This is a genomic window from Deinococcus phoenicis, assembly GCF_000599865.1.
Lineage (GTDB): Bacteria > Deinococcota > Deinococci > Deinococcales > Deinococcaceae > Deinococcus > Deinococcus phoenicis.
On the sequence record NZ_JHAC01000011.1, the window covers coordinates 151,255 to 168,770 of the forward strand.

At 69.7% G+C, this 17,516-nt stretch carries 14 protein-coding genes; 10 read left to right on the forward strand and 4 right to left on the reverse strand.

The genetic code is table 11. From position 1 onward, the window contains the following. Positions 1–178: 178 nt before the first annotated feature. Positions 179–598 (forward strand): HU family DNA-binding protein, encoded by a 420-nt coding sequence (locus DEIPH_RS03940; protein ID WP_034354294.1) that lies wholly within the window; start codon positions 179–181, stop codon positions 596–598. A 69-nt stretch (positions 599–667) separates the two neighbouring features. On the opposite strand, the gene DEIPH_RS03945 is transcribed toward DEIPH_RS03940, so the two are convergent. Genes DEIPH_RS03945 through DEIPH_RS03960 form a run of 4 tightly spaced genes read right to left on the reverse strand, consistent with a single transcriptional unit; the run spans position 668 to position 4,564 of the window. Continuing rightward, positions 668–1,678, reverse strand: coding sequence for a serine hydrolase domain-containing protein (locus DEIPH_RS03945; RefSeq protein ID WP_034354092.1), 1,011 nt, complete (start codon positions 1,676–1,678; stop codon positions 668–670). Beyond that, on the reverse strand, positions 1,675–2,598 hold the full coding sequence (murQ, locus tag DEIPH_RS03950; RefSeq protein ID WP_081790764.1) for an N-acetylmuramic acid 6-phosphate etherase: 924 nt from the start codon (positions 2,596–2,598) through the stop codon (positions 1,675–1,677). Before murQ ends, DEIPH_RS03945 begins: the two co-directional genes overlap by 4 nt. Continuing rightward, on the reverse strand, positions 2,595–3,794 hold the full coding sequence (locus DEIPH_RS03955; protein WP_034354095.1) for an anhydro-N-acetylmuramic acid kinase: 1,200 nt from the start codon (positions 3,792–3,794) through the stop codon (positions 2,595–2,597). The genes murQ and DEIPH_RS03955 overlap by 4 nt, the downstream gene beginning before the upstream one ends. Next, complete coding sequence (locus DEIPH_RS03960) at positions 3,791–4,564, reverse strand: GntR family transcriptional regulator (protein WP_034354098.1); 774 nt, start codon at positions 4,562–4,564, stop codon at positions 3,791–3,793. The genes DEIPH_RS03955 and DEIPH_RS03960 overlap by 4 nt, the downstream gene beginning before the upstream one ends. Before the next feature lie 118 nt (positions 4,565–4,682). Between DEIPH_RS03960 and DEIPH_RS03965 the strand changes: the two genes are divergently transcribed. From DEIPH_RS03965 to DEIPH_RS04005, 9 genes are all read left to right on the forward strand, one after another. Continuing rightward, a complete protein-coding gene (locus DEIPH_RS03965; protein WP_034354100.1) occupies positions 4,683–6,452 on the forward strand; it encodes an ABC transporter substrate-binding protein in 1,770 nt (589 codons plus the stop codon). Positions 6,453–6,550: 98 nt separating this feature from the next. Then, positions 6,551–7,522 (forward strand): ABC transporter permease, encoded by a 972-nt coding sequence (locus DEIPH_RS03970; RefSeq protein WP_034354103.1) that lies wholly within the window; start codon positions 6,551–6,553, stop codon positions 7,520–7,522. Positions 7,523–7,610: 88 nt separating this feature from the next. Further along, complete coding sequence (locus DEIPH_RS03975; RefSeq protein WP_034354106.1) at positions 7,611–8,702, forward strand: ABC transporter permease; 1,092 nt, start codon at positions 7,611–7,613, stop codon at positions 8,700–8,702. Between the two features lie 43 nt (positions 8,703–8,745). After that, positions 8,746–10,248: a glycoside hydrolase family 10 protein gene (locus tag DEIPH_RS03980; protein WP_034354107.1), complete on the forward strand. Its 1,503-nt coding sequence runs from the start codon at positions 8,746–8,748 to the stop codon at positions 10,246–10,248. A 10-nt stretch (positions 10,249–10,258) separates the two neighbouring features. Continuing rightward, positions 10,259–11,173, forward strand: a complete 915-nt coding sequence (locus DEIPH_RS03985) for a BadF/BadG/BcrA/BcrD ATPase family protein (RefSeq protein WP_051517129.1) — start codon at positions 10,259–10,261, stop codon at positions 11,171–11,173. A 595-nt stretch (positions 11,174–11,768) separates the two neighbouring features. Continuing rightward, entirely contained in the window at positions 11,769–12,686 is a 918-nt protein-coding gene (locus DEIPH_RS03990) for a hypothetical protein (RefSeq protein WP_081790765.1), read from the forward strand. Positions 12,687–12,794: 108 nt separating this feature from the next. After that, a complete protein-coding gene (locus DEIPH_RS03995) occupies positions 12,795–13,688 on the forward strand; it encodes a hypothetical protein (protein ID WP_051517131.1) in 894 nt (297 codons plus the stop codon). Further along, the gene (locus tag DEIPH_RS18615) at positions 13,685–14,275 is read left to right on the forward strand and encodes a hypothetical protein (RefSeq protein ID WP_051517132.1); all 591 of its coding nucleotides are present in this window, start codon (positions 13,685–13,687) and stop codon (positions 14,273–14,275) included. Before DEIPH_RS03995 ends, DEIPH_RS18615 begins: the two co-directional genes overlap by 4 nt. 148 nt (positions 14,276–14,423) lie before the next feature. Beyond that, a complete protein-coding gene (locus DEIPH_RS04005) occupies positions 14,424–17,498 on the forward strand; it encodes a hypothetical protein (protein WP_034354109.1) in 3,075 nt (1,024 codons plus the stop codon). The last annotated feature ends 18 nt before the right edge of the window (positions 17,499–17,516 follow it).

Below are 17,516 nucleotides of genomic sequence, written 5' to 3' on the forward strand. Positions count from 1 at the left end.
ACCGCTGGGCTGCCCAGACCTGACCTGCACCGGCCCGCATTCCGGGGACAAGGGGAGTTGGTGGGCGTTCTGAAAATACTGTCCAGGACGGCAAAAAGTTGTGCGGCCCCAGGTGGAGTGCGTGCTGGTCGGCCTTAACGGTCCCTTACCCCCCTTCACGAGTGCCCAAACGTATGTCATGCTGCTCACCATGACGAAGAAAACGACGAAAGCACCGGCCAAGAAGACCGCCGCCAAGGCTCCCGCGCAGGAGGATACCAAGGCCAGCCGCGCTGCCGGCAACGGCAACGACGGCGGCAGCAGCAAGGTCGCCAAGACCCAGCTCGTGGAAATGGTCGCCGACAAGACCGGCCTGACCAAGAAGCAGAGCGAGGAAGCCGTCAGCGCGATGCTGGGCGTGGTCGTGGACGCGATCAAGGGCGGCAAGAGCGTGGGCCTGCCCGGCCTGGGCACCCTCAGCGTGAAGGCCACCGCCGCCCGCACCGGCGTGCGCCCCGGCACCAGCGAGCGCATCCAGATTCCCGCGGGCAAGAAGGTCGCCTTCAAGGTCGCCAGCACCCTCAAGTCCTCGCTGGGCGACGACTCCGCGAGCGCCTGACCGAACCTGAGCTTCAGCTTTTGCGCCCCTCGCGGGGCGCTTTTTTCGTCTGGAGAGGTGTTGGCGTCCCTAGGGCTGAGCCGTCAGCAGCGTGTTCCCGACCGCGCGCCGCAGCCGCTGGATGTCCAGCGTGCCGTGCCGTGAGGGATGGACACGGTTTGTCAGCAGGACCCAGGCCAGGCCGCGTTCCGGGTCGACCCACAGGCCGGTGCCCGTGAAGCCGGTGTGGCCAAACGCTCCAGGGCTGGCGAGACTGCCCCCGCTCCAGCCTGGCTGCGCGGTCACGAAAGCGAGGCTGCGGCCCGGGGTGTGGAGGCGGGTGGCGGCCGCCTGTGCGGCGGGCGAGAGCCAGCCACCCCGCAGCAGAGCTTCCGCCTGGTCCAGCACACCGGCGAGGGTGCCGAACAGACCCGCGTGCCCCGAGACGCCGCCCAGCGCAGAGGCATTCTCGTCGTGCGGCTCGCCCCGCAGCACCCGGCCGCGCCAGGCGCAGCGCTCGGTGGCGACGGTCCGGGCCGGGTCGGGGGAGAAGGTCAGGCCGGGGTCCAGTGGAAACTCGCGCAGGGGCCTGCCGCGCGCCCGTTCCAGCACGAGGCCCAGCAGGATATACCCCAGGTCGCTGTACACCACCTCACCGGGTGGGGTCAGCGGCCAGGGTTCCTGCAAGACCCGCGCCCGGATCGTCGCGGCGTCGCCCCAGGTGTACAGCGGTGCCCAGGCCGGGAGGCCCGCCGTGTGCGTGAGAAGCTGGCGCAGGGTGCGCTCTTTCAGGGGCGTGTCCTGCATCCAGGCGAGGTCGGGCAGGTGGCGGGCGAGGGGGTCGTCGAGGTCGAGCAACCCCTCCTGCACGCCGCGCAGCACCTCGCGCGCGGTGAACAGCGGTTTGGTGAGGCTGGCGAGGTCCCACCAGAAATCTTCTTCCAGGGGCAGGCCCTCGGGGTCGCGCACGGCCTGACCCAGCCCCAGGCGGTCTCGCTGCCCGTTCGCGGTGACGACCCCGAGCGCCGCGCCACACAGGCCCTCTCGCTCTACCGCCCCGGCCAGAAGTGTCCGCGTCTGCTCAGGAATCACCCCGGTCATCCTTCCCCCAGGGCGGCCCGCGCGTGGCCGTCCGCCGCCGCGAGCCGGGCTTCGGCCTCGGGCGCACTCAGGCCCAGGCGCAGCATCACCAGGGCGGTTTTCACGCGGCCACCCGCCTGCTCCAGCGCGGCGCGGGCCTCGGCCTCCGCCGCCCCGGTCGCGTGGCAGGTGAGGCGCACGGCGCGGGCTTCGAGCTTGGCGTTGCTGGCCCTGAGGTCCACCATCAGGTTGCCGTACACCTTGCCCAGCCGGACCATCAGCGCGCTCGACAGGGTGTTCAGCGCGATTTTCTGGGCCGTCCCGGCTTTCAGGCGCGTGCTGCCGCTGATGATCTCCGGCCCGGTGTCCAGCGGCACGGGGCAGTCCACGGCGGCCAGCAGGGGGGTGCCGGGGTTGTTGGCGAGGCCGACCGTCAGGGCGCCCAGCGCCCGCGCCGCCTCCACCGCGCCCAGCACGTAGGGCGTCGTCCCACTGGCCGCCACCGCGATCAGCACGTCCTGCGGGCCGGCACCTGCCGAACGCACGTCCGCGCCGCCCGCCGCCGCGTCGTCCTCCGCGCCCTCCACCGCCTGCCGGATCGCGCGGTCGCCCCCGGCGATCAGCGGCACGGCCCGCGAAGGCGGCCAGGAAAAGGTCGGCGTGAGTTCGGTGGCGTCCAGCACGCCGAGCCGCCCGCTGGTGCCCGCGCCCACGTACACCAGCCGCCCGCCGCGTTCCAGCCGGGGAAGCGCGGCCTCCACCGCCTGCGCGAGGGCGGGCGCGGCGGCCCGCACCGCCTCCACCGCCGCGCGCTGGTCGTCGGCAAGCACCTGCACCAGCGCCAGGTGGTCCAGTCGGTCGAGGTCGGGGTGGTCGGGGTGGACCCCCTCGGTGCGGCGTGGGTCGGGCAGGGGCGGGAGAGAGGAAGGGTGGGTCGTCATAGGAGGTTCTCCGGGAGGGGAGGGGAGAAGAGGAGTTTTCCGGCGCTGACCGCGCGGCGTGCGCCCGTCGTGTGCGGGAGGGTGTTCGCCCAGCCCTGCGCGCGGGCATAGCCCAGGAACGCGAACGCCGCCGCCTCGCGCGTGGCGTCGGTAAAGCCCCGCGCCGCCCAGCCGACCTCCTCGAAGGTCAGGACCGGGAGGGGGGAGAGGGCCGCGCGCAACGCCGCCAACAGCGTGGGATTGCGCGCGCCCCCACCCGCCACCACGATCTCGTTCAGGCCGCGCGGCACGATCCAGCGCGCGTAGGCGTCCGCGACGGTGCGTGCGGTCAGGGCGGTCGCGGTCGCCGCGAGGTCGGGCACGCTCAGATCGGCGGGCCGGGGCAGGCGTTCCAGCGTCCAGACCTCCCGCCCGGTGGCCTTGGGAGGGGGCGCCGTCAGCTCGGGCTGCGCGAGCCAGGCCGCCAGCGTCTCCGCGTGGGCGCGGCCCGCCGCCGCCAGCCGCCCGCCCTCGTCGCAGACCTGCCCGGCGCGGGCGGCCACCTCGTCCAGCAGGCAGTTGCCGGGGCCGGTGTCGAAGGCCAGCACGCCGCTGCGGTCCGTGCCCGGCAGGAAGGTCAGGTTGCTGATGCCGCCGAGGTTGTGAACGGCCCGCCGCACACCCGGCTGCGCGAACAGCGCCCAGTCCGCGAAGGGCACCAGCGGCGCGCCCAGGCCACCCGCCGCCACGTCCGCCGGCCGGAAGTCGGCCACGACGGGTTTGCCGGTGCGCTCCGCGATCAGGGCCGCCTCCCCGAGTTGCAGGGTGGCGGGCCGCGCCCAGCCCCGCGCCGGATCGGGCCGGGGCTGGTGCTGCACCGTCTGACCGTGCGAGGCGATCAGATGGGCGGAGGCGGCGAGGGGGGCCGCGGCTTCCGCCAGCGCCTCGCCCAGCCACCAGTGGAGCTGGGTGAGGTCTGCGGTGGTGGCCCCCTCCCGCATGGCGGCCAGCACCGCTGCGCGCAAGTCGGGCGAGAAGGGGGTGAAGACGTGTTCGACGACCCTGCCGCGCGGCACGCCTCCGGGAAGGGCGGGAAAGTTGCCCCCCGATCCCAGGGCGGGCCAGCCCGGCAACTCCAGCAGCGCGGCGTCGATGCCGTCGGCGCTCGTGCCGCTCATCAGCCCCAGGATGCGGGGGGAAACGGCGCGGGGGGTCATGGCCGCTCCTCGCCGTGCAGTTCCATCACGAAGTCGTAGCGGTCGCCCCGGTAATGCGCGTGCGCGTGTTCCACCGGTTTCCCGTCCGCCGTCCAGGAGACGCGCTCGGTGGCGAGCAGCGCCGCGCCAGGGGGCACGTCCAGCCAGCCGGCCATCTGGGGGCCGGCATTGACGGCGCGCAGGTGGCGCACAGCCCGCACCGGACTCAGCCCCCGCTGGGTCAGCAGCCCGTACAGGCTGGCGTCGGTCACGTCGGCGGCGCTCAGGGGGCCGCTCAGCGCGGCGGGCAGCGTGCTTTCCTCCACGGCGAGCGGTTCCCCGTCCGCCGTTCGCAACCGGCGCAGGCGGTACACCGTGTCCGTGGGCGAGAGGGCCAGCGTCATCGCCTCCTGCGGTGTGGGGCGGGCACACTCGAAGGAGAGGACCCGCGCCCCCGGCGTCTGCCCGCGCGAACGGACATCCTCCGAAAAGCCCGTGAGCAGCCCGAGGGGCCGCGCGGCCAGTGCGGGAGCGGGCAGATTGACGAACGTGCCGCTTCCGTGCCGCCGCGTCAGGAGGCCCTGTTGCGCCAGCAGCGCCAGCGCCTGCCGGACGGTCACGCGTGACACGCCCAGCGCTCCGGCGAGGTCCCGTTCGGCAGGCAGGGCCGTTCCGCCCGCCAGCGTGCCGTTCCCGATGCGCGCCGCGAGACCGTGCGCCACCTGCACGTAGACCGGCGTGGCGCTCGCGGGGTCCAGCGGGACGACCCAGGGCAGAGAGGGGGCGGACATCCCTCTAACCGTACCACTTCAGGACCACTGGGCAACAGACCTTGAATTGGACTGAGAGTGGTCCTATGCTGCGGCGGTATCTCGACCACAATTCGCTCCCCCGCCCGGAGGTTCACCCATGCTCAAGCGCACCCGTTCCATGCCCCGTTTGCTCGGCCTCGTCACGCTCGCTCTCCTCGGCGGCGCTCTCGCCGCACCCAAAAAGGTCACCGGGTACGGCAGCCTCGGCATCACGGACGGCAAGCCCGGCGGCACCTACACGCTGGTGCTGGGGGACAGCCCGCAGAGCCTGAACTACTACGGCGTGATCGACAACAACCTCGGCCTGATCGCCCAGCAGCTCTTCGACGGGCTGGTGGAGTTCAACTACGCCACCTACAAGGTCGAACCCGCGCTGGCCGAATCCTGGACGATCAGCCCCGACGGCAAGGTGTACACCTTCAAGCTGCGCCAGGGCGTCAAGTGGAGCGACGGCCAGACCTTCGACGCCGACGACGTGGTCTTCACCTACGACCAGATCATCATGAACCCCGAGGCGCGGGCCGGGGACGCCGCTTCCTTCAAGCTCGACGGCAAGCAGGTGGACGTGAAAAAGGTCGATGCGAACACCGTGCAGTTCGTGTTGCCGCGCCCCAGCCCGGCGTTCCTGCTCCAGATGCGCTCCTTCATCATGCCCAAGCACAAGTTGCTGAAGTTCTCGCAGGAGGGCGGGGCCAAGCCCGCCGACATCAACAATGCCTGGCCCAGCAACGTGGCCGCCGCCGAGGTGGTCGGGACCGGTCCCTTCAAGCTCGGGAGCTACACCGCCGGGCAGAAGGTCACGCTGGTCAAGAACCCCAACTACTGGAAGGTGGACGGCAAGGGGACCAAGCTGCCGTACCTGAACGGGCTGGACTTCCTGATTATCCGGGACCCCCAGGCGCAGGTCGCGCAGTTCCTGGCCGGGAACGTGGACCAGCTCAACATCAGCGGCGCGCAGTTTCCCGACCTCAAGCAGCGCGAGGTGTCCGGCGCGCCCTTCAAGGTGATGCGCTCCACCGCCCTGTTCGGCAGCCCGCCCTTTGTCGCCTACAATTTCGACGCCAAGGACGCGGCCCTCGCCAAGGTGTTCAGTGACGCCCGCTTCCGCCGCGCCATGCAGAGCGCCCTGAACCGCCCGCGCATCATTGACGCTGTGTACAACGGCCTTGCCAGCCTGCCGGGGCACGGCGTCGCGCCCGTGAACAAGGAGTGGTACACCAACACCACCAAGCAGCTCGGCACCTTCGACCTCAAGGCCGCCGCCGCTGCCCTGGACGCCCTGGGCCTGAGGGACACCAACGGCGACGGCGTCCGCGAGATCAGCCGGGGCAAGAACCTGGAGTTCGACCTGACCTACGCCACCGACTCCAGCGTGTATCCGGCCATTGCCACCATCCTCCAGAACGACTTTGGCAAGATCGGCGTGAAGGTGAATCTCAGGGGCATCCTGGCGAAGAACCTGCTGTCCACCGGGCAGAGCGGCAACTGGGAAATGATCCTGCACGCCTTTGGGGACCAGCCCGATCCCGAACTGCGCAAGCCGATCTGGCAACCCGGCGGCGCGCTGTACTACTGGCACCGCAGCCTCCAGCCCGCCAAGGACGGTGACCGGCCGAACGTGGCCCGCATGGCCCCCTGGGAAAAGGAGATCTACACCATCTTCGACGACGCGGCAACCACCACCGACCGCAGCAAACGCAAGGCGCTCTACACCCGCTGGCAACTGCTGTTCGCCCAGAACCTGCCCGTCACGCCCATCGCCAAGCCCGAGAACATCGGCGCGATCAGCAACAAATACGGGAACTACATCTACAACCTGGGCGTGATTCCGGGCTACAACCCGGTGCCGCTGATCTACCAGAAGTAATTGGGCTGTGGGTTGTCGGGTGTGGGAAAAGCACGGCTGGGGCGTACGGCCAAAGCCGAAGCTCCCACAGCCCACAGCCCATCCCCCACAACCCACTTATGCTGACCTATACCCTGCGCCGGATTCTCGGCATGATTCCCACCCTGCTCGTCATCAGCGCCGTGTGTTTTGCGGTCATCAAGCTCCAGCCGGGCAGCTTTACCGACCAGTACCTCGAAGACCCGCGCTTTACCCGCGAGACGGCGGCGGCCATCAGCCGTCAGCTGGGCCTGGACCAGCCCGCCCTGGTGCAGTACGGGCGCTGGCTGTGGGGCGTGGTCACGCGGCTGGACTTCGGCTACTCCTTCCTGCAAAACCGCCCGGTGGTCAGCGTGATCGGGGACCTGCTGGGCTGGACGGTCTTTCTGAGCCTGATCACGCTGCTGTTTTCCTGGCTGGTCGCGGTGCCGCTGGGCCTCTACACCGCGTTCAACCGGCACGGCTGGCCGGCCAGCATCGCCAACTTTCTGGGCTATGTGGGCCTCGCCATTCCCGACTTCCTGGCGGCGCTGCTGCTGGTCGCGCTGGTGCTGCAACTGGGCGGCACCAACGTGGGCGGCCTGTTCAGCCCGGCTTATATCGACGCGCCCTGGTCCTGGGCGAAGGTGGCGGACCTGCTGGGCCACCTGTGGATTCCGGTCCTCGCGCTGGGGCTGGAAGGGGTCGCGGGGCTGATGCGGCAGATGCGGGCCTCGACCCTGGACGTGCTGACTCAGGACTACATCCGCACGGCGCGGGCCAAGGGCCTGCCGCAGCACCGGGTGATCTGGCGGCACGCCGTCCGCAACGCGATCAACCCTCTCATCAGCCTGGCGGGCCTCAGCCTGCCCAGCCTCATCAGCGGCACCATCATCGTGAGCATCGTGCTGAGCCTGCCCACCATCGGCCCGCTGCTGTACGACAGCCTGCTCAACAAGGACCAGTACACGGCGCTGACCCTGCTGATGCTGAGTGCCTTTCTTCTGCTCGTCGGCAACCTGCTGGCCGATCTGGCGCTGGCGTGGGCGGACCCGCGCGTGAGGTACGCGTGAGGGGGGTTGTGGGAGCTTTTGCTTTCCGCTTCCTTCCCGCTTTTCCCACACCCTACGCCCCACACCCCACACCCCGCCGGGAGCACCTATGACCGCCCTTCCCGCTCCCACCTCCACCCCTTCCCCCTGGGCGCTCGCCTGGCGGCGGTACCGCAAGTCGCGGCTGGGCGTCATCGGTGGCTGGCTGCTGATCCTGCTGTATGCCAGCGCCCTGCTCGCGCCGTTCCTGGCCCCGTACAGCATCACGGCGCAGCACGAGGGCCTGAGCTACCAGCCGCCCCAACGCCTGCATATCGTTCACGAGGGGCAAGTGCGAACCCCCTTCGTGTACGGCTTCAAGCAGGAACGCGACCCGGTGACGTTCGCCCGCAAGAACGTGGAGGACCGCGAGACCCCCATTCCGGTCCAGCTCCTGGTGCGCGGGGAGCCGTACCGCTTCCTGGGCGTGCCGACCACCCTGCACCTGTTCGGCGTGCCGGAAGGGGCTTACTTTTTCCCCCTGGGCACCGACCAGCTGGGCCGCGACCTGCTCTCGCGCACGCTGGTGGGCGGGCAGGTCAGCCTGACGGTCGGCGTGATCGGCGTGCTGATCTCCTTTACCATCGGCATTCTGCTGGGGGGCGTGAGCGGCTACTTCGGCGGCTGGGTGGACAACCTGATTCAGCGGGTGGTGGAGGTGCTGCTGAGCTTTCCGCGCCTGCCCATTCTGCTGGCCCTGTCCACGCTGATTCCGGCGCGCTGGCCCTCGACTTGGGTGTACCTGGGCATCGTCGCCGTGCTGGCGCTGATCGGGTGGGCGGGACTGGCGCGGGTGGTGCGCGGGCAGGTGCTGGCGGCGCGGGGGCTGGAGTACGTGACCGCCGCGCAGGCCATCGGCGCGCGGGACCTGCGGGTGATCCTGCGGCACATCACGCCGAACCTGAGTTCCTTCCTGGTCGTGACGGCCACGCTGGCGCTGCCCGGCTACATCCTGGGCGAGAGTGCGCTGAGCTTTCTGGGGCTGGGCATCAAGGAACCCATGACCTCCTGGGGCCTCTTGCTCAAGGACGCGCAGAACTTCCAGACGCTGCGGCTGTATCCCTGGCTGCTGATTCCCGGCCTGTTCATCTTCCTGGCGGTGCTGGCCTTCAACTTCTTCGGGGACGCGCTGCGTGACGCGGCGGACACCCAGAGCCGGTAACGCCCTTCCATCACACCTCGCCGCCCATGCTGGGGAGGCCACCATGAAGACTGCCCTGCTTTCCACATTGCTCGCCCTGTCCCTGGCCGGGGCGCAACCTGTCCCGATTCCCGCAGGGGCCCCGCTCGAACTGCGTGGCCTGTGGGTGGACGCCTTCGGCCCCGGCCTCAAGACGCCCGCCGAGATCGACAAACTGGTGTCGGATGCCCGCGCCCTGAACGTGAATGTGCTGTTCGCGCAGGTGGGCCGCCGGGGTGACTGCTACTGCGACCACGCCGCCATGCCCCGGACCGACGACCCCGCCGTGCCGGAGGGCTTCGACCCCCTGGCGTACCTGATCGAGAAGGCGCATCCCCTGGGCATCCAGGTCCACGCCTGGATCATCACGACCGCCATCTGGAACTCGGCCGCGCCGCCCAAAAGCCCGGACCACGCCTTCAACCGGCATGGCCCCGACAAACAGGGCCGTGACAACTGGTTGATGAAGAAGTTCGACGGCACCGTGAAGGGCGGTGCAGACTGGCTGCTCGACCCCGGCCACCCCGACGCCGCCGAGTACATCAGAAATATGTACGTCAGCGTCGTGAAAAACTACGACGTGGACGGCATCCAGTTCGACCGGGTGCGTTACCCCGACTACAACCCGGTCGGCGGCCCCAACGGCTGGGGCTACAACGAGACGGCGCTGGAGCGTTACCGCGCCGAAACGGGTGCCCAGGGTACGCCCGCGCCCGAGGACCCCGCCTGGGCCGCGTGGCGACGTACCCAGGTCACGAATCTGGTGCGCGACACGGCGCTGGCGGTCAAGGCCGTGCGGCCTGACGTGAGCGTGAACGCCGCGACCATCACCTATGGGGCCGGGCCGACCACCGACGAGGGCTTCCGGGCCACCCGCACCTACAACGAGGTGTTGCAGGACTGGTTGACCTGGGTGCGGGGGGGCTACCTCGACGTGAATGTGATGATGAACTACAAGCGCGACTTCGTGCCCGAGCAGGCCGCGTGGTTCAACACCTGGGCGGCCTACGCCGGGGGCCTGAAGGTGCGTTCGCCGGGCGCGGGCGTGACGCAGGTCAGCGGGGCGGCCATCTACCTGAACGACCCGCGCAGTACCCTCGCCCAGGTTCGCAAAACGCGGACCAGCGGCCTGGGCTGGGCCGGATATTCCTACCGCACGCCCGACGCCGACGTGAACGCCGGAAAGCGCACGGCCGAAGAGGCGCTGCCCCAGCTCATCCTGAATCTGGCCGGGCCGGGCGGACCGTTCGCGGCGCCCGCCCGCTGGGCACGGCCCGACCCGCAGGCCTTCCGCGCCGTCCGGGGCACCCTGACCGCCGCGACCGGCCCCCTCGGTGGGCGCGAGGTGCGCCTCCTCGATGAGCGGGGGGCCGTCCTCGCCCTCACGACCACCAACGCGGCGGGAGGCTACGGCTTTCTGCGGGTGCCGGGGCGGGGCGTGCGCGTGGAGGCGAGTGGCGTGAGCAGCAGCCTCGTGACGGCACCGGCGGGCCGCGTGACCGACCTCGCCCCGCTGGCGCTGCCCTGAGGGGGAAGCCTTGACCCGGCTGGCCCTGGGACTGGATGCGGGGGGGAGCGGCACACAATGGTCCCTGCTGCGGGGGGGGCAGCCAGTCGCGCGCGGCGTGGTTCCGCCCCTGACGGCGGCGCTGCTGGCGGCCGGACCGGGTTTGTCCGTGCTGGCGGCGCTGGCGGAGGCGCTTCCCACGCGCCCTGACGTTCTCCATGCCGGGGTGCCGGGCCTCAGCGCCGGAACATCGGCGGCGTCAGCGGTCAGGGGCGCGCTGGCCCAGTCGCTCGGCCTTCCCGTCAGGCGTGTGAGCGTGGAGGGCGACCTCGACCTGGCCTACCGCGCCCACCTCGCGCCGGGTGCGGGCATTCTGCTGTATGCCGGGACGGGCAGCGTCGCCTATCACGTCACGCAGGGCGGGGCCGTCATCCGGGCGGGCGGACGCGGCTACCGCATCGGGGACGACGGGGGGGGATTCAGTCTGGGGCGCGCGGCCCTGCGCTGGGTCACGGACAGGCTGGATGCCGGAGAAGTGCCGTCCTCGCGCCTGGCGGATGAGATCGCAGGGGTGACGGGCGGCCTGGACTGGGACACGTTGCGCGCCTTCGCCTACGGGACGCCGGGGGCCGCGACCATCGCCTCGCTCGCACCCGCCGTGGGCCGCGCCGCCGACCAGGGCGACGAGGACGCGGCCCTTCTCCTTGCTGAGGCGGCGCGCGCGCTCGCGGTCCTGGCGCGCCGGGTGCAGGAGCGGACGGGACCGCTGCCCGTCACGGCGACGGGCGGGGCGCTCCGTGTCAGCGACCAGTTTCCCACCGCGCTGGCCCAGTGCCTGCCCGGTGTCACCGTGGCCTGGCGGGACCACGCTCAGGCCGCGGCCCGGTTCGCGGCGGCCCGTGAAGACGCCCGGATCCAGGGGCCGCCAGACCGCCGGTCAGAGTAAAGGCCCGCTCGGCACGGCCTGTCATGCCTGGAGACAGAACCGCCGTTCTCGCGGTTCCCGCACCATTGCCTGGGGAAGCGCCGCACCGGTCTTTCCGCGAGGGTGGTCATCTCGCGTTTCTGGAGCTTTAACGTTCTCGGTGGTCCCTGAAAAACGTGTGGGGGCTGTTTTTTCCTGATCTCGCCACGCCGTTCTCCTGATCACCGGTCGGATCGTTAATGGCCCGAGTGGCTTTCTTCAGCAGTTCTCACCTGCTTGAAAAACCTTCTTTTGTTCAGTTGCCATTCTTTTCTCAGGTGGTCTTAAAAGCCGTGCTGGACGCGTCTTATCTCTTTGGAAGCGATGAGGCGAAGATGATGCCGGTTCACAACAGACCGGGTTTCGCGGGGGGTTGATTCGTTGCCCCTCCGCGATTCTTACTGGCAATCCCTTTAACCGGACTGTAACGCCTCATTCATTACTCTCACGTTGCACGTAGAGAGGGAAGGCAGACGTGCAGGTTCTCGCAAGGGGGACGATGCAGACAGGCCGCAGCACCTTTGTTCAGTCCGTTGACGGGTCACCGCGAGCAGGGAAGGAAAAAGGGGAAAACACGATGCGTAAATTCTGGATGACCGCCGCCCTGATGGGCTTTGCCGTTGCCGGCGCACAGACGATCACCACCAGCCCGCAGGGGACAGATACAGGCGGACCTGACCAGTTCAATAAGGGCACCACGTCTGCTTCCGTTCAGCAGACCGTCACCCTCAAGCTGCCGGAGGCGACGGCACTTCACCTCGACGCCTCGCAGCTGACGTTCGACCTGTCCCAGCTGGGCAATCAGGACAACACCTGGTACTGCGCCTACGGCGTGGGCGAGGGAAGCGATGTGTCGGTGGCCACCCAGGGGACGGATTACTGGAACCAGACGGTGGTGCTGCCGCTCGGGACCAACTACACCCCCGACAAGAACAAATTCGGCAACGTCACGGTCAATGCCGGTGCGAAGGTCACCTCCTACCCGCCGATCATCCAGACGAGTGCGGGCGCTGAGGTGAACAACACCAGCAAGGCGTACTTCGTCTGCTACCGGGCCTTTATCATCCAGAAGTTCTCCAACGTGGGCAACTTCAAGCTCAGCGTGACCCGCGACAACCCGACCGGCGTGATGGGCCGTCAGATGCTCTACATCCAGGACAACCCCTGCGACACCTGGGGCCAGAACACCGGCCTCTACAAACTGCCTCCCGGCAGCACCCGCGAGCTGATCCCCATGCGGCTGACCGAGGGCACCACCGGCGCGCGTGCAGCGGGGAACGTCACCTTCACCGACAAGACCGTGACCAGCAACGCCCGGACCTTCTGCCGCCAGAACACCAGCTGGCTGGATGATCTGGTCGTGATCGCCGTAGTCGTGGACGGTGACCGTGCGGGCGACAACAACGCCATCCTGACCTATACGCTGGAATCTAAGGCCACGCCCTTCGTGATCGGCGACTCCGACGGCAGGGACGCCACCACGGCTGGCAGGTAACGGAACTCGGGGGCGGCGTCCGCACAGGCGTCGCCCCGCCTTGCCGGTTCGGGTCTGTATACTGGCCCTGCTTCTTCACTTCAACTTCCTGCCCTGACCGGAGGCTTCATGCGTCCTCTTGCCCGTCTGCTTCCCCTGCTGCTGACCCTGCTGCCCGTCACCGCTGCCGCGCAGGCGACCGTCGGTGTCGATCCGGTGGCCCGGCTGTTCACGGCCACGCCCGGCCAGACGATCACGCAGGTCCTGAATATCTACAACCCCAACGCCGCCACACAGAAGCTGCGGATTGTCGCCTACCTCACCGACATGAACATCAGCGAGGTCGGCGAAACCGAGTTTCCCCCGGCGGGGACCCTCAAGGAAAGCAGCGCCGCCTGGACGACCTTCACGCCCGCCGAGATTCAGCTGGGGGGGCACGAAACCCAGCAGGTCCGCTACACCATTCAGGTGCCTGCCGACGCCAAGCCCGGCACCCACTGGGCCATGCTGATGTTCGAGGGCCAGGACCCGGCGGCGATTCCCGGCAAAACGCTCGCCTCCTTCCGCCTGCGGGTGGCGCACACCATGTACGTGAACGTTCAGCCCGTACGTGCCGAGGGAAGTATCACGGGCATTTTTGATGCTTTACCCAAAACGGAGACGGACCTTTATCAGATCGCGGTCCAGTACGCCAACACCGGGAATGCCGCGACAGGCGTGCAGGGCCGCGTGGAACTGCGCGACGCCAGAGGGGACCTCGCCGCGACCCTCCCGCTGGAGCTGACTGTGGCGCTGCCGGGGCGCACGGTGCTGCTGAAAAGCTCCTGGGCCGGACCGGTGCCCAAGGGGCAGTACAGCGCCCTGGTCATTCTGAACAACGGGAACAAGAACAGTGACATCCTGGGCGAGCATGTGGTCAAGCTCCCCTTCGACCTCAAAGCCAGGCCACAGACGGCGGCGCCTGCCCCCGCAGCGGCACCGGCCGTCGGCACGGGAACAGGAGGGGCAGGAGGCAAACCATGAGGCGCGTGCTGCTGTTCACGCTGCTGCTGACGCCCTGGCTCGGCGGGGGTGGCCGCGCCCAGGGGACGCCGCCCCTGCCCATCTTGCCCGGTGTGACGCCTCTCCCCGGCGTGACCCTGCCCAGCAGCCTGCCTGGCAGCGGCGTCACGCCCGCACAGCCGGAGACGGACGCCACCATACGCCCGCTGATCCCGGACGTGATCTCGCTGCGCCGCGCCAATGTCTCGGTCACCTTCGACATCAACGCGGGCAACTATCCGCCTGCCCAGTTTCCGACCCGGTATCTGTCGTCGCCGCAGACCTTCAGCGTGTTTTCCAACACGTCCAAGCCCTGGACCGTGCAGATGGAGATCCGGTCACAGCCCGACGTGCAGGGCCGCACGCTGCCGAGCCGGCAACTGCACTACCGCATCAACGGGGGGCCGTGGCTGGACGTGACCGGCGCGCCCCAGGTGGTGCTGAGCAACGTCGGACCGTCGGGGGGCTGGCTGCCGCTGAAGATCGAGTTCGCCCTGGACCTGACGGGTGCGGAGGCGGGCGGCGGATACGTCTTCGATGTGGCCTTTACGGCCATCGTGCTGCCCTGATGCGCCAGCCGGGGGGAGAGGTGACGGGGGAGAGGAGCGGCCCCGTGTTGCGGGAGCGGCCACGCTGAAGCCGGAGTGGCCTTCCGAACAGGCTTTCTCTGAACAACCCCTCTCCTCAGCCGTCCGTGTTCCGAGAAGGAGTTGCCGCATGTCCCGCCGCCTCACCCTGCTCGCCCTGCTGCTGCTCGCTCCACCTGCCTTGCCTTCCCTGGCTGCCCTGGCGCAGTCGGCTCCGGCCGGGCTGAACGTGACGGCCCCCGCGCCCCGTGACGGGGTTCCCGGCGGGTACGTCACGTTGACGTTTGTGGCAGAGGGCCAGGGCGAGTACGTATTCGCGGTGGACAGCCCACCCGAGTGGGTCCCGGTCACCCGCACCCGGACCGTGAGCCTCAACGGCAGCACGCTGATCCCGGTGACCTTCCAGGTCCCGGCTCTGGCGCAGGCGGGCGACTCGCCCCCGCTGGTCCTCCGGGCACTCAGGAACGGAACCGAGGTCGCCCGGAGCCAGACCCGCGTTCAGGTGCAGCCCCGGGCACGCATCGCGCTGCGCAGCCCCCAGCAACTGACCGGTGTGCCCGGCCAGACCCTGAGTTTTCCGCTGGACGTGACCAATCTGGGCAACCAGACCGACACCGTCCGGCTGGAGACCACCAACGTGGACCGCCGCCCGCAGCTCAGCGCGAGTGAGGTCACGCTGCAACCCGGGGAGACGCGCACCGTCACGGTTTCCCTGAAGCTCGACAACGTGTCCGAGAATTACCGGTACGTCACCTTTTTCTCGGCGGTGTCCTCCCGGGATCCCGCCGTCAGCGTCCGCACGCGCACCGAGAGCGTGTTCACCTCTCTGGCCGAGCGTGGGGCGTCGGCCAACCGGGGGCCGCGCCTCACCTTCAGCGTCCATTCGGCGGTCGAGGCAGGTGTGGACTGGTCCTCGGCGGGCCGCAGCACGTACCTGCGCTACGCCCTGCAACCCACCGTCAGCGGTCAGCTTTCCGACTACGTGACCGGCAGTGCGGCCGTCGCCGGGCTGGAGGGCAGCCTGGATCACCCCCTGCCGAGCAACGTTTCCTTTGGCGTCCGGCTGGACAGCAAGCGGTGGTCGGTCAGCCTGGACGGGGGCCGGGACGGCTTCGGCGTGAGCGGCACGTTGCTGGTCGGCGGCTGGCAGCTCAGCCCGCGTGCCCAGTACCGCCTGCTGCTGGACGGGCGCATGTACGGCGCGGGCCTGGGCGCATCCACCACCCTGGCGGGAGGCACCCTCAACGTGGACGCCGCCACCATGGTCCTGAGCCAGGGCGCGAACAGCCAGCGCACCGACACACTGGGGGTGCGCTACAGCCGCCGCCTGACGCCCAATCTGGACCTGAGCCTGGGCCTGAGCGGTGCGGGCTTCAGCGTGGGTGGCCGTTATCAGGGAACCCTGTTCGTCACGGAGCAGCTGACCTACGTCGCCCCCTTCTTCGATGTCACGCAGACCTATACCGGGAGTCTGGCGGGCCTGCATACCTTCAACGTGTCGGGGGGCCTGAGCAATATCCGGCCCTTCGGGGTGCGCGCGGCGGCCACCGTGCAGGTTCAGCCCGGCGGCCTGACCTGGAGTACCTCGGGGCTGGTGCTGTACAGCGGTCCGAACGGGCTGGGGGCCACCCTGGCGGCGCAGGTCCGGGGCGGCACGTTACCGGAGGCGCGGGCGGCCTGGCAGGTCACGGCGGGCGTCACGCCCCCCGCCTTCCGGGTGCGCGGCGCGACCCTCTCCACCTCGGCGGCCTACACGGTGGGCAGTGACGACGACACGCCCGGCGCCCTGGCCTCCTCGGCGGAGGGCGGCGCGACCCTGGTCGCCGGAAGGCTGCGGGCAGACGCTGTGGCCCGCTGGTCGCGCGACCCGGCGCCCACCGGGACCACGCAGGAACGGCTGTATTTCGGCCTGACCGGCCTGTACGACTGGAAGAACAACACCTTCGCGGCCCTCTACAGCTACGAGCGCCGCAGCGGGCAGGCCCTGGGCGCAGGCGGCCTGGGCGCGGGCAGCGTGGGCGTCACGCACACCCTGGGCCTGACCTGGGAGCGCACGTGGACCGACCGCCTGAGTTCCCGCCTCGACTACAGCCACGCCGTCCTGCTCACGGGCGAGCAGCGCCGCAGCCCCGACCAGCTGGCGCTGACCTTCAGTGTCCAGGACGTGCTGTTGCCGGGCCTGAAGGTCAGCGCCGGATACCGCGTCTTTGCGCCGAACGGTCTGCTGGCCGGGTCACTCACCCAGGGCGTCCGCGTGGGCGTGTCCTACGATTTCAGCCGGGTCGTCGCCACCCCCGACTTTCTGGTGGATACCTTCGGCGGGCGCAAGGGCGGCGAGGTGCGGGGCCTGCTGTACCGCGACAGCAATCTGAACGGCCGGCGCGACGAGGGGGAACCTGGGCTGCCCGGCGTGACCGTGCGGGTGGGGACGGCCAGCGGCGTCTCGGATGCGCAGGGCCGCTACAGCGTGCGCGCTCCGGTGGGGGGCTACTCGCTCGCTTTCCCGGCGGGGCTGCCCGCCACCCTGGAGGCCCTGGAAGCTCCCGCCGTGCAGGTGACCGAGAACGGCCGGACGGACCTGAACGTCGCCTTTTCCCCGGTGGTCAACCTGGAGGTGCTGGTGTTCCAGGACACCAACCGCAACGGCACGCCCGATCCCGGCGAGGCGCCCATTCCCTACGCGGGCGTGGCGCTGTCCGGCCCGGTCGTGCGCGCCGTGCAGGCCGACGGTCGCGGCTACGTGCGCCTGGGAACATTGCCGCCGGGCAGCTACATGCTGGCCCTCAACCCCGCCAATCTCCCCGAGGACTACACGCCGACCGGCGAGGCCCAGCGCATCGAACTGCGGGCGGGTGAACGGCCCCCCGCCGTCTCGCTGGGCGCGGCGTTGCCCCCCCGGCAGGCCGTCACGACCTATACGGGAGGGGCGCTGGCCGTGCTGGGCCGCCTGTCGCCGAGTACCAGTGCCCCCGGCGACCCGGTGCAGCTGACCGTGCAGGCCCAGGGTGCCCGCAGCCTGAGCGTGGAGGTGCTCGGCCAGACGTTCACCCCGGCCCTCGACGGGAACCGGGCCACCCTGGAGTTCACGGTTCCGGCGGGCACGGCGCCGGGCACCTACGACGTGAATGTCAGCGCCACTGGGGACGGGGGCAACAAGACGTTTACCCTCAAGCTGCTGGTGATCGCCCCCAACGGTGGCCGCTGAGGCGCGATGAGACGGCCC

Excerpts from the sequence above, each read along its gene's own strand:
- DEIPH_RS03940 (WP_034354294.1), top strand. The coding sequence starts at position 179 with ATGCTGCTCACCATGACGAAGAAAACGACGAAAGCACCGGCCAAGAAG.
- DEIPH_RS03945 (WP_034354092.1), bottom strand. The coding sequence starts at position 1,678 with ATGACCGGGGTGATTCCTGAGCAGACGCGGACACTTCTGGCCGGGGCG.
- murQ (WP_081790764.1), bottom strand. The coding sequence starts at position 2,598 with ATGACGACCCACCCTTCCTCTCTCCCGCCCCTGCCCGACCCACGCCGC.
- DEIPH_RS03955 (WP_034354095.1), bottom strand. The coding sequence starts at position 3,794 with ATGACCCCCCGCGCCGTTTCCCCCCGCATCCTGGGGCTGATGAGCGGC.
- DEIPH_RS03960 (WP_034354098.1), bottom strand. The coding sequence starts at position 4,564 with ATGTCCGCCCCCTCTCTGCCCTGGGTCGTCCCGCTGGACCCCGCGAGC.
- DEIPH_RS03965 (WP_034354100.1), top strand. The coding sequence starts at position 4,683 with ATGCTCAAGCGCACCCGTTCCATGCCCCGTTTGCTCGGCCTCGTCACG.
- DEIPH_RS03970 (WP_034354103.1), top strand. The coding sequence starts at position 6,551 with ATGCTGACCTATACCCTGCGCCGGATTCTCGGCATGATTCCCACCCTG.
- DEIPH_RS03975 (WP_034354106.1), top strand. The coding sequence starts at position 7,611 with ATGACCGCCCTTCCCGCTCCCACCTCCACCCCTTCCCCCTGGGCGCTC.
- DEIPH_RS03980 (WP_034354107.1), top strand. The coding sequence starts at position 8,746 with ATGAAGACTGCCCTGCTTTCCACATTGCTCGCCCTGTCCCTGGCCGGG.
- DEIPH_RS03990 (WP_081790765.1), top strand. The coding sequence starts at position 11,769 with ATGCGTAAATTCTGGATGACCGCCGCCCTGATGGGCTTTGCCGTTGCC.
- DEIPH_RS03995 (WP_051517131.1), top strand. The coding sequence starts at position 12,795 with ATGCGTCCTCTTGCCCGTCTGCTTCCCCTGCTGCTGACCCTGCTGCCC.
- DEIPH_RS18615 (WP_051517132.1), top strand. The coding sequence starts at position 13,685 with ATGAGGCGCGTGCTGCTGTTCACGCTGCTGCTGACGCCCTGGCTCGGC.
- DEIPH_RS04005 (WP_034354109.1), top strand. The coding sequence starts at position 14,424 with ATGTCCCGCCGCCTCACCCTGCTCGCCCTGCTGCTGCTCGCTCCACCT.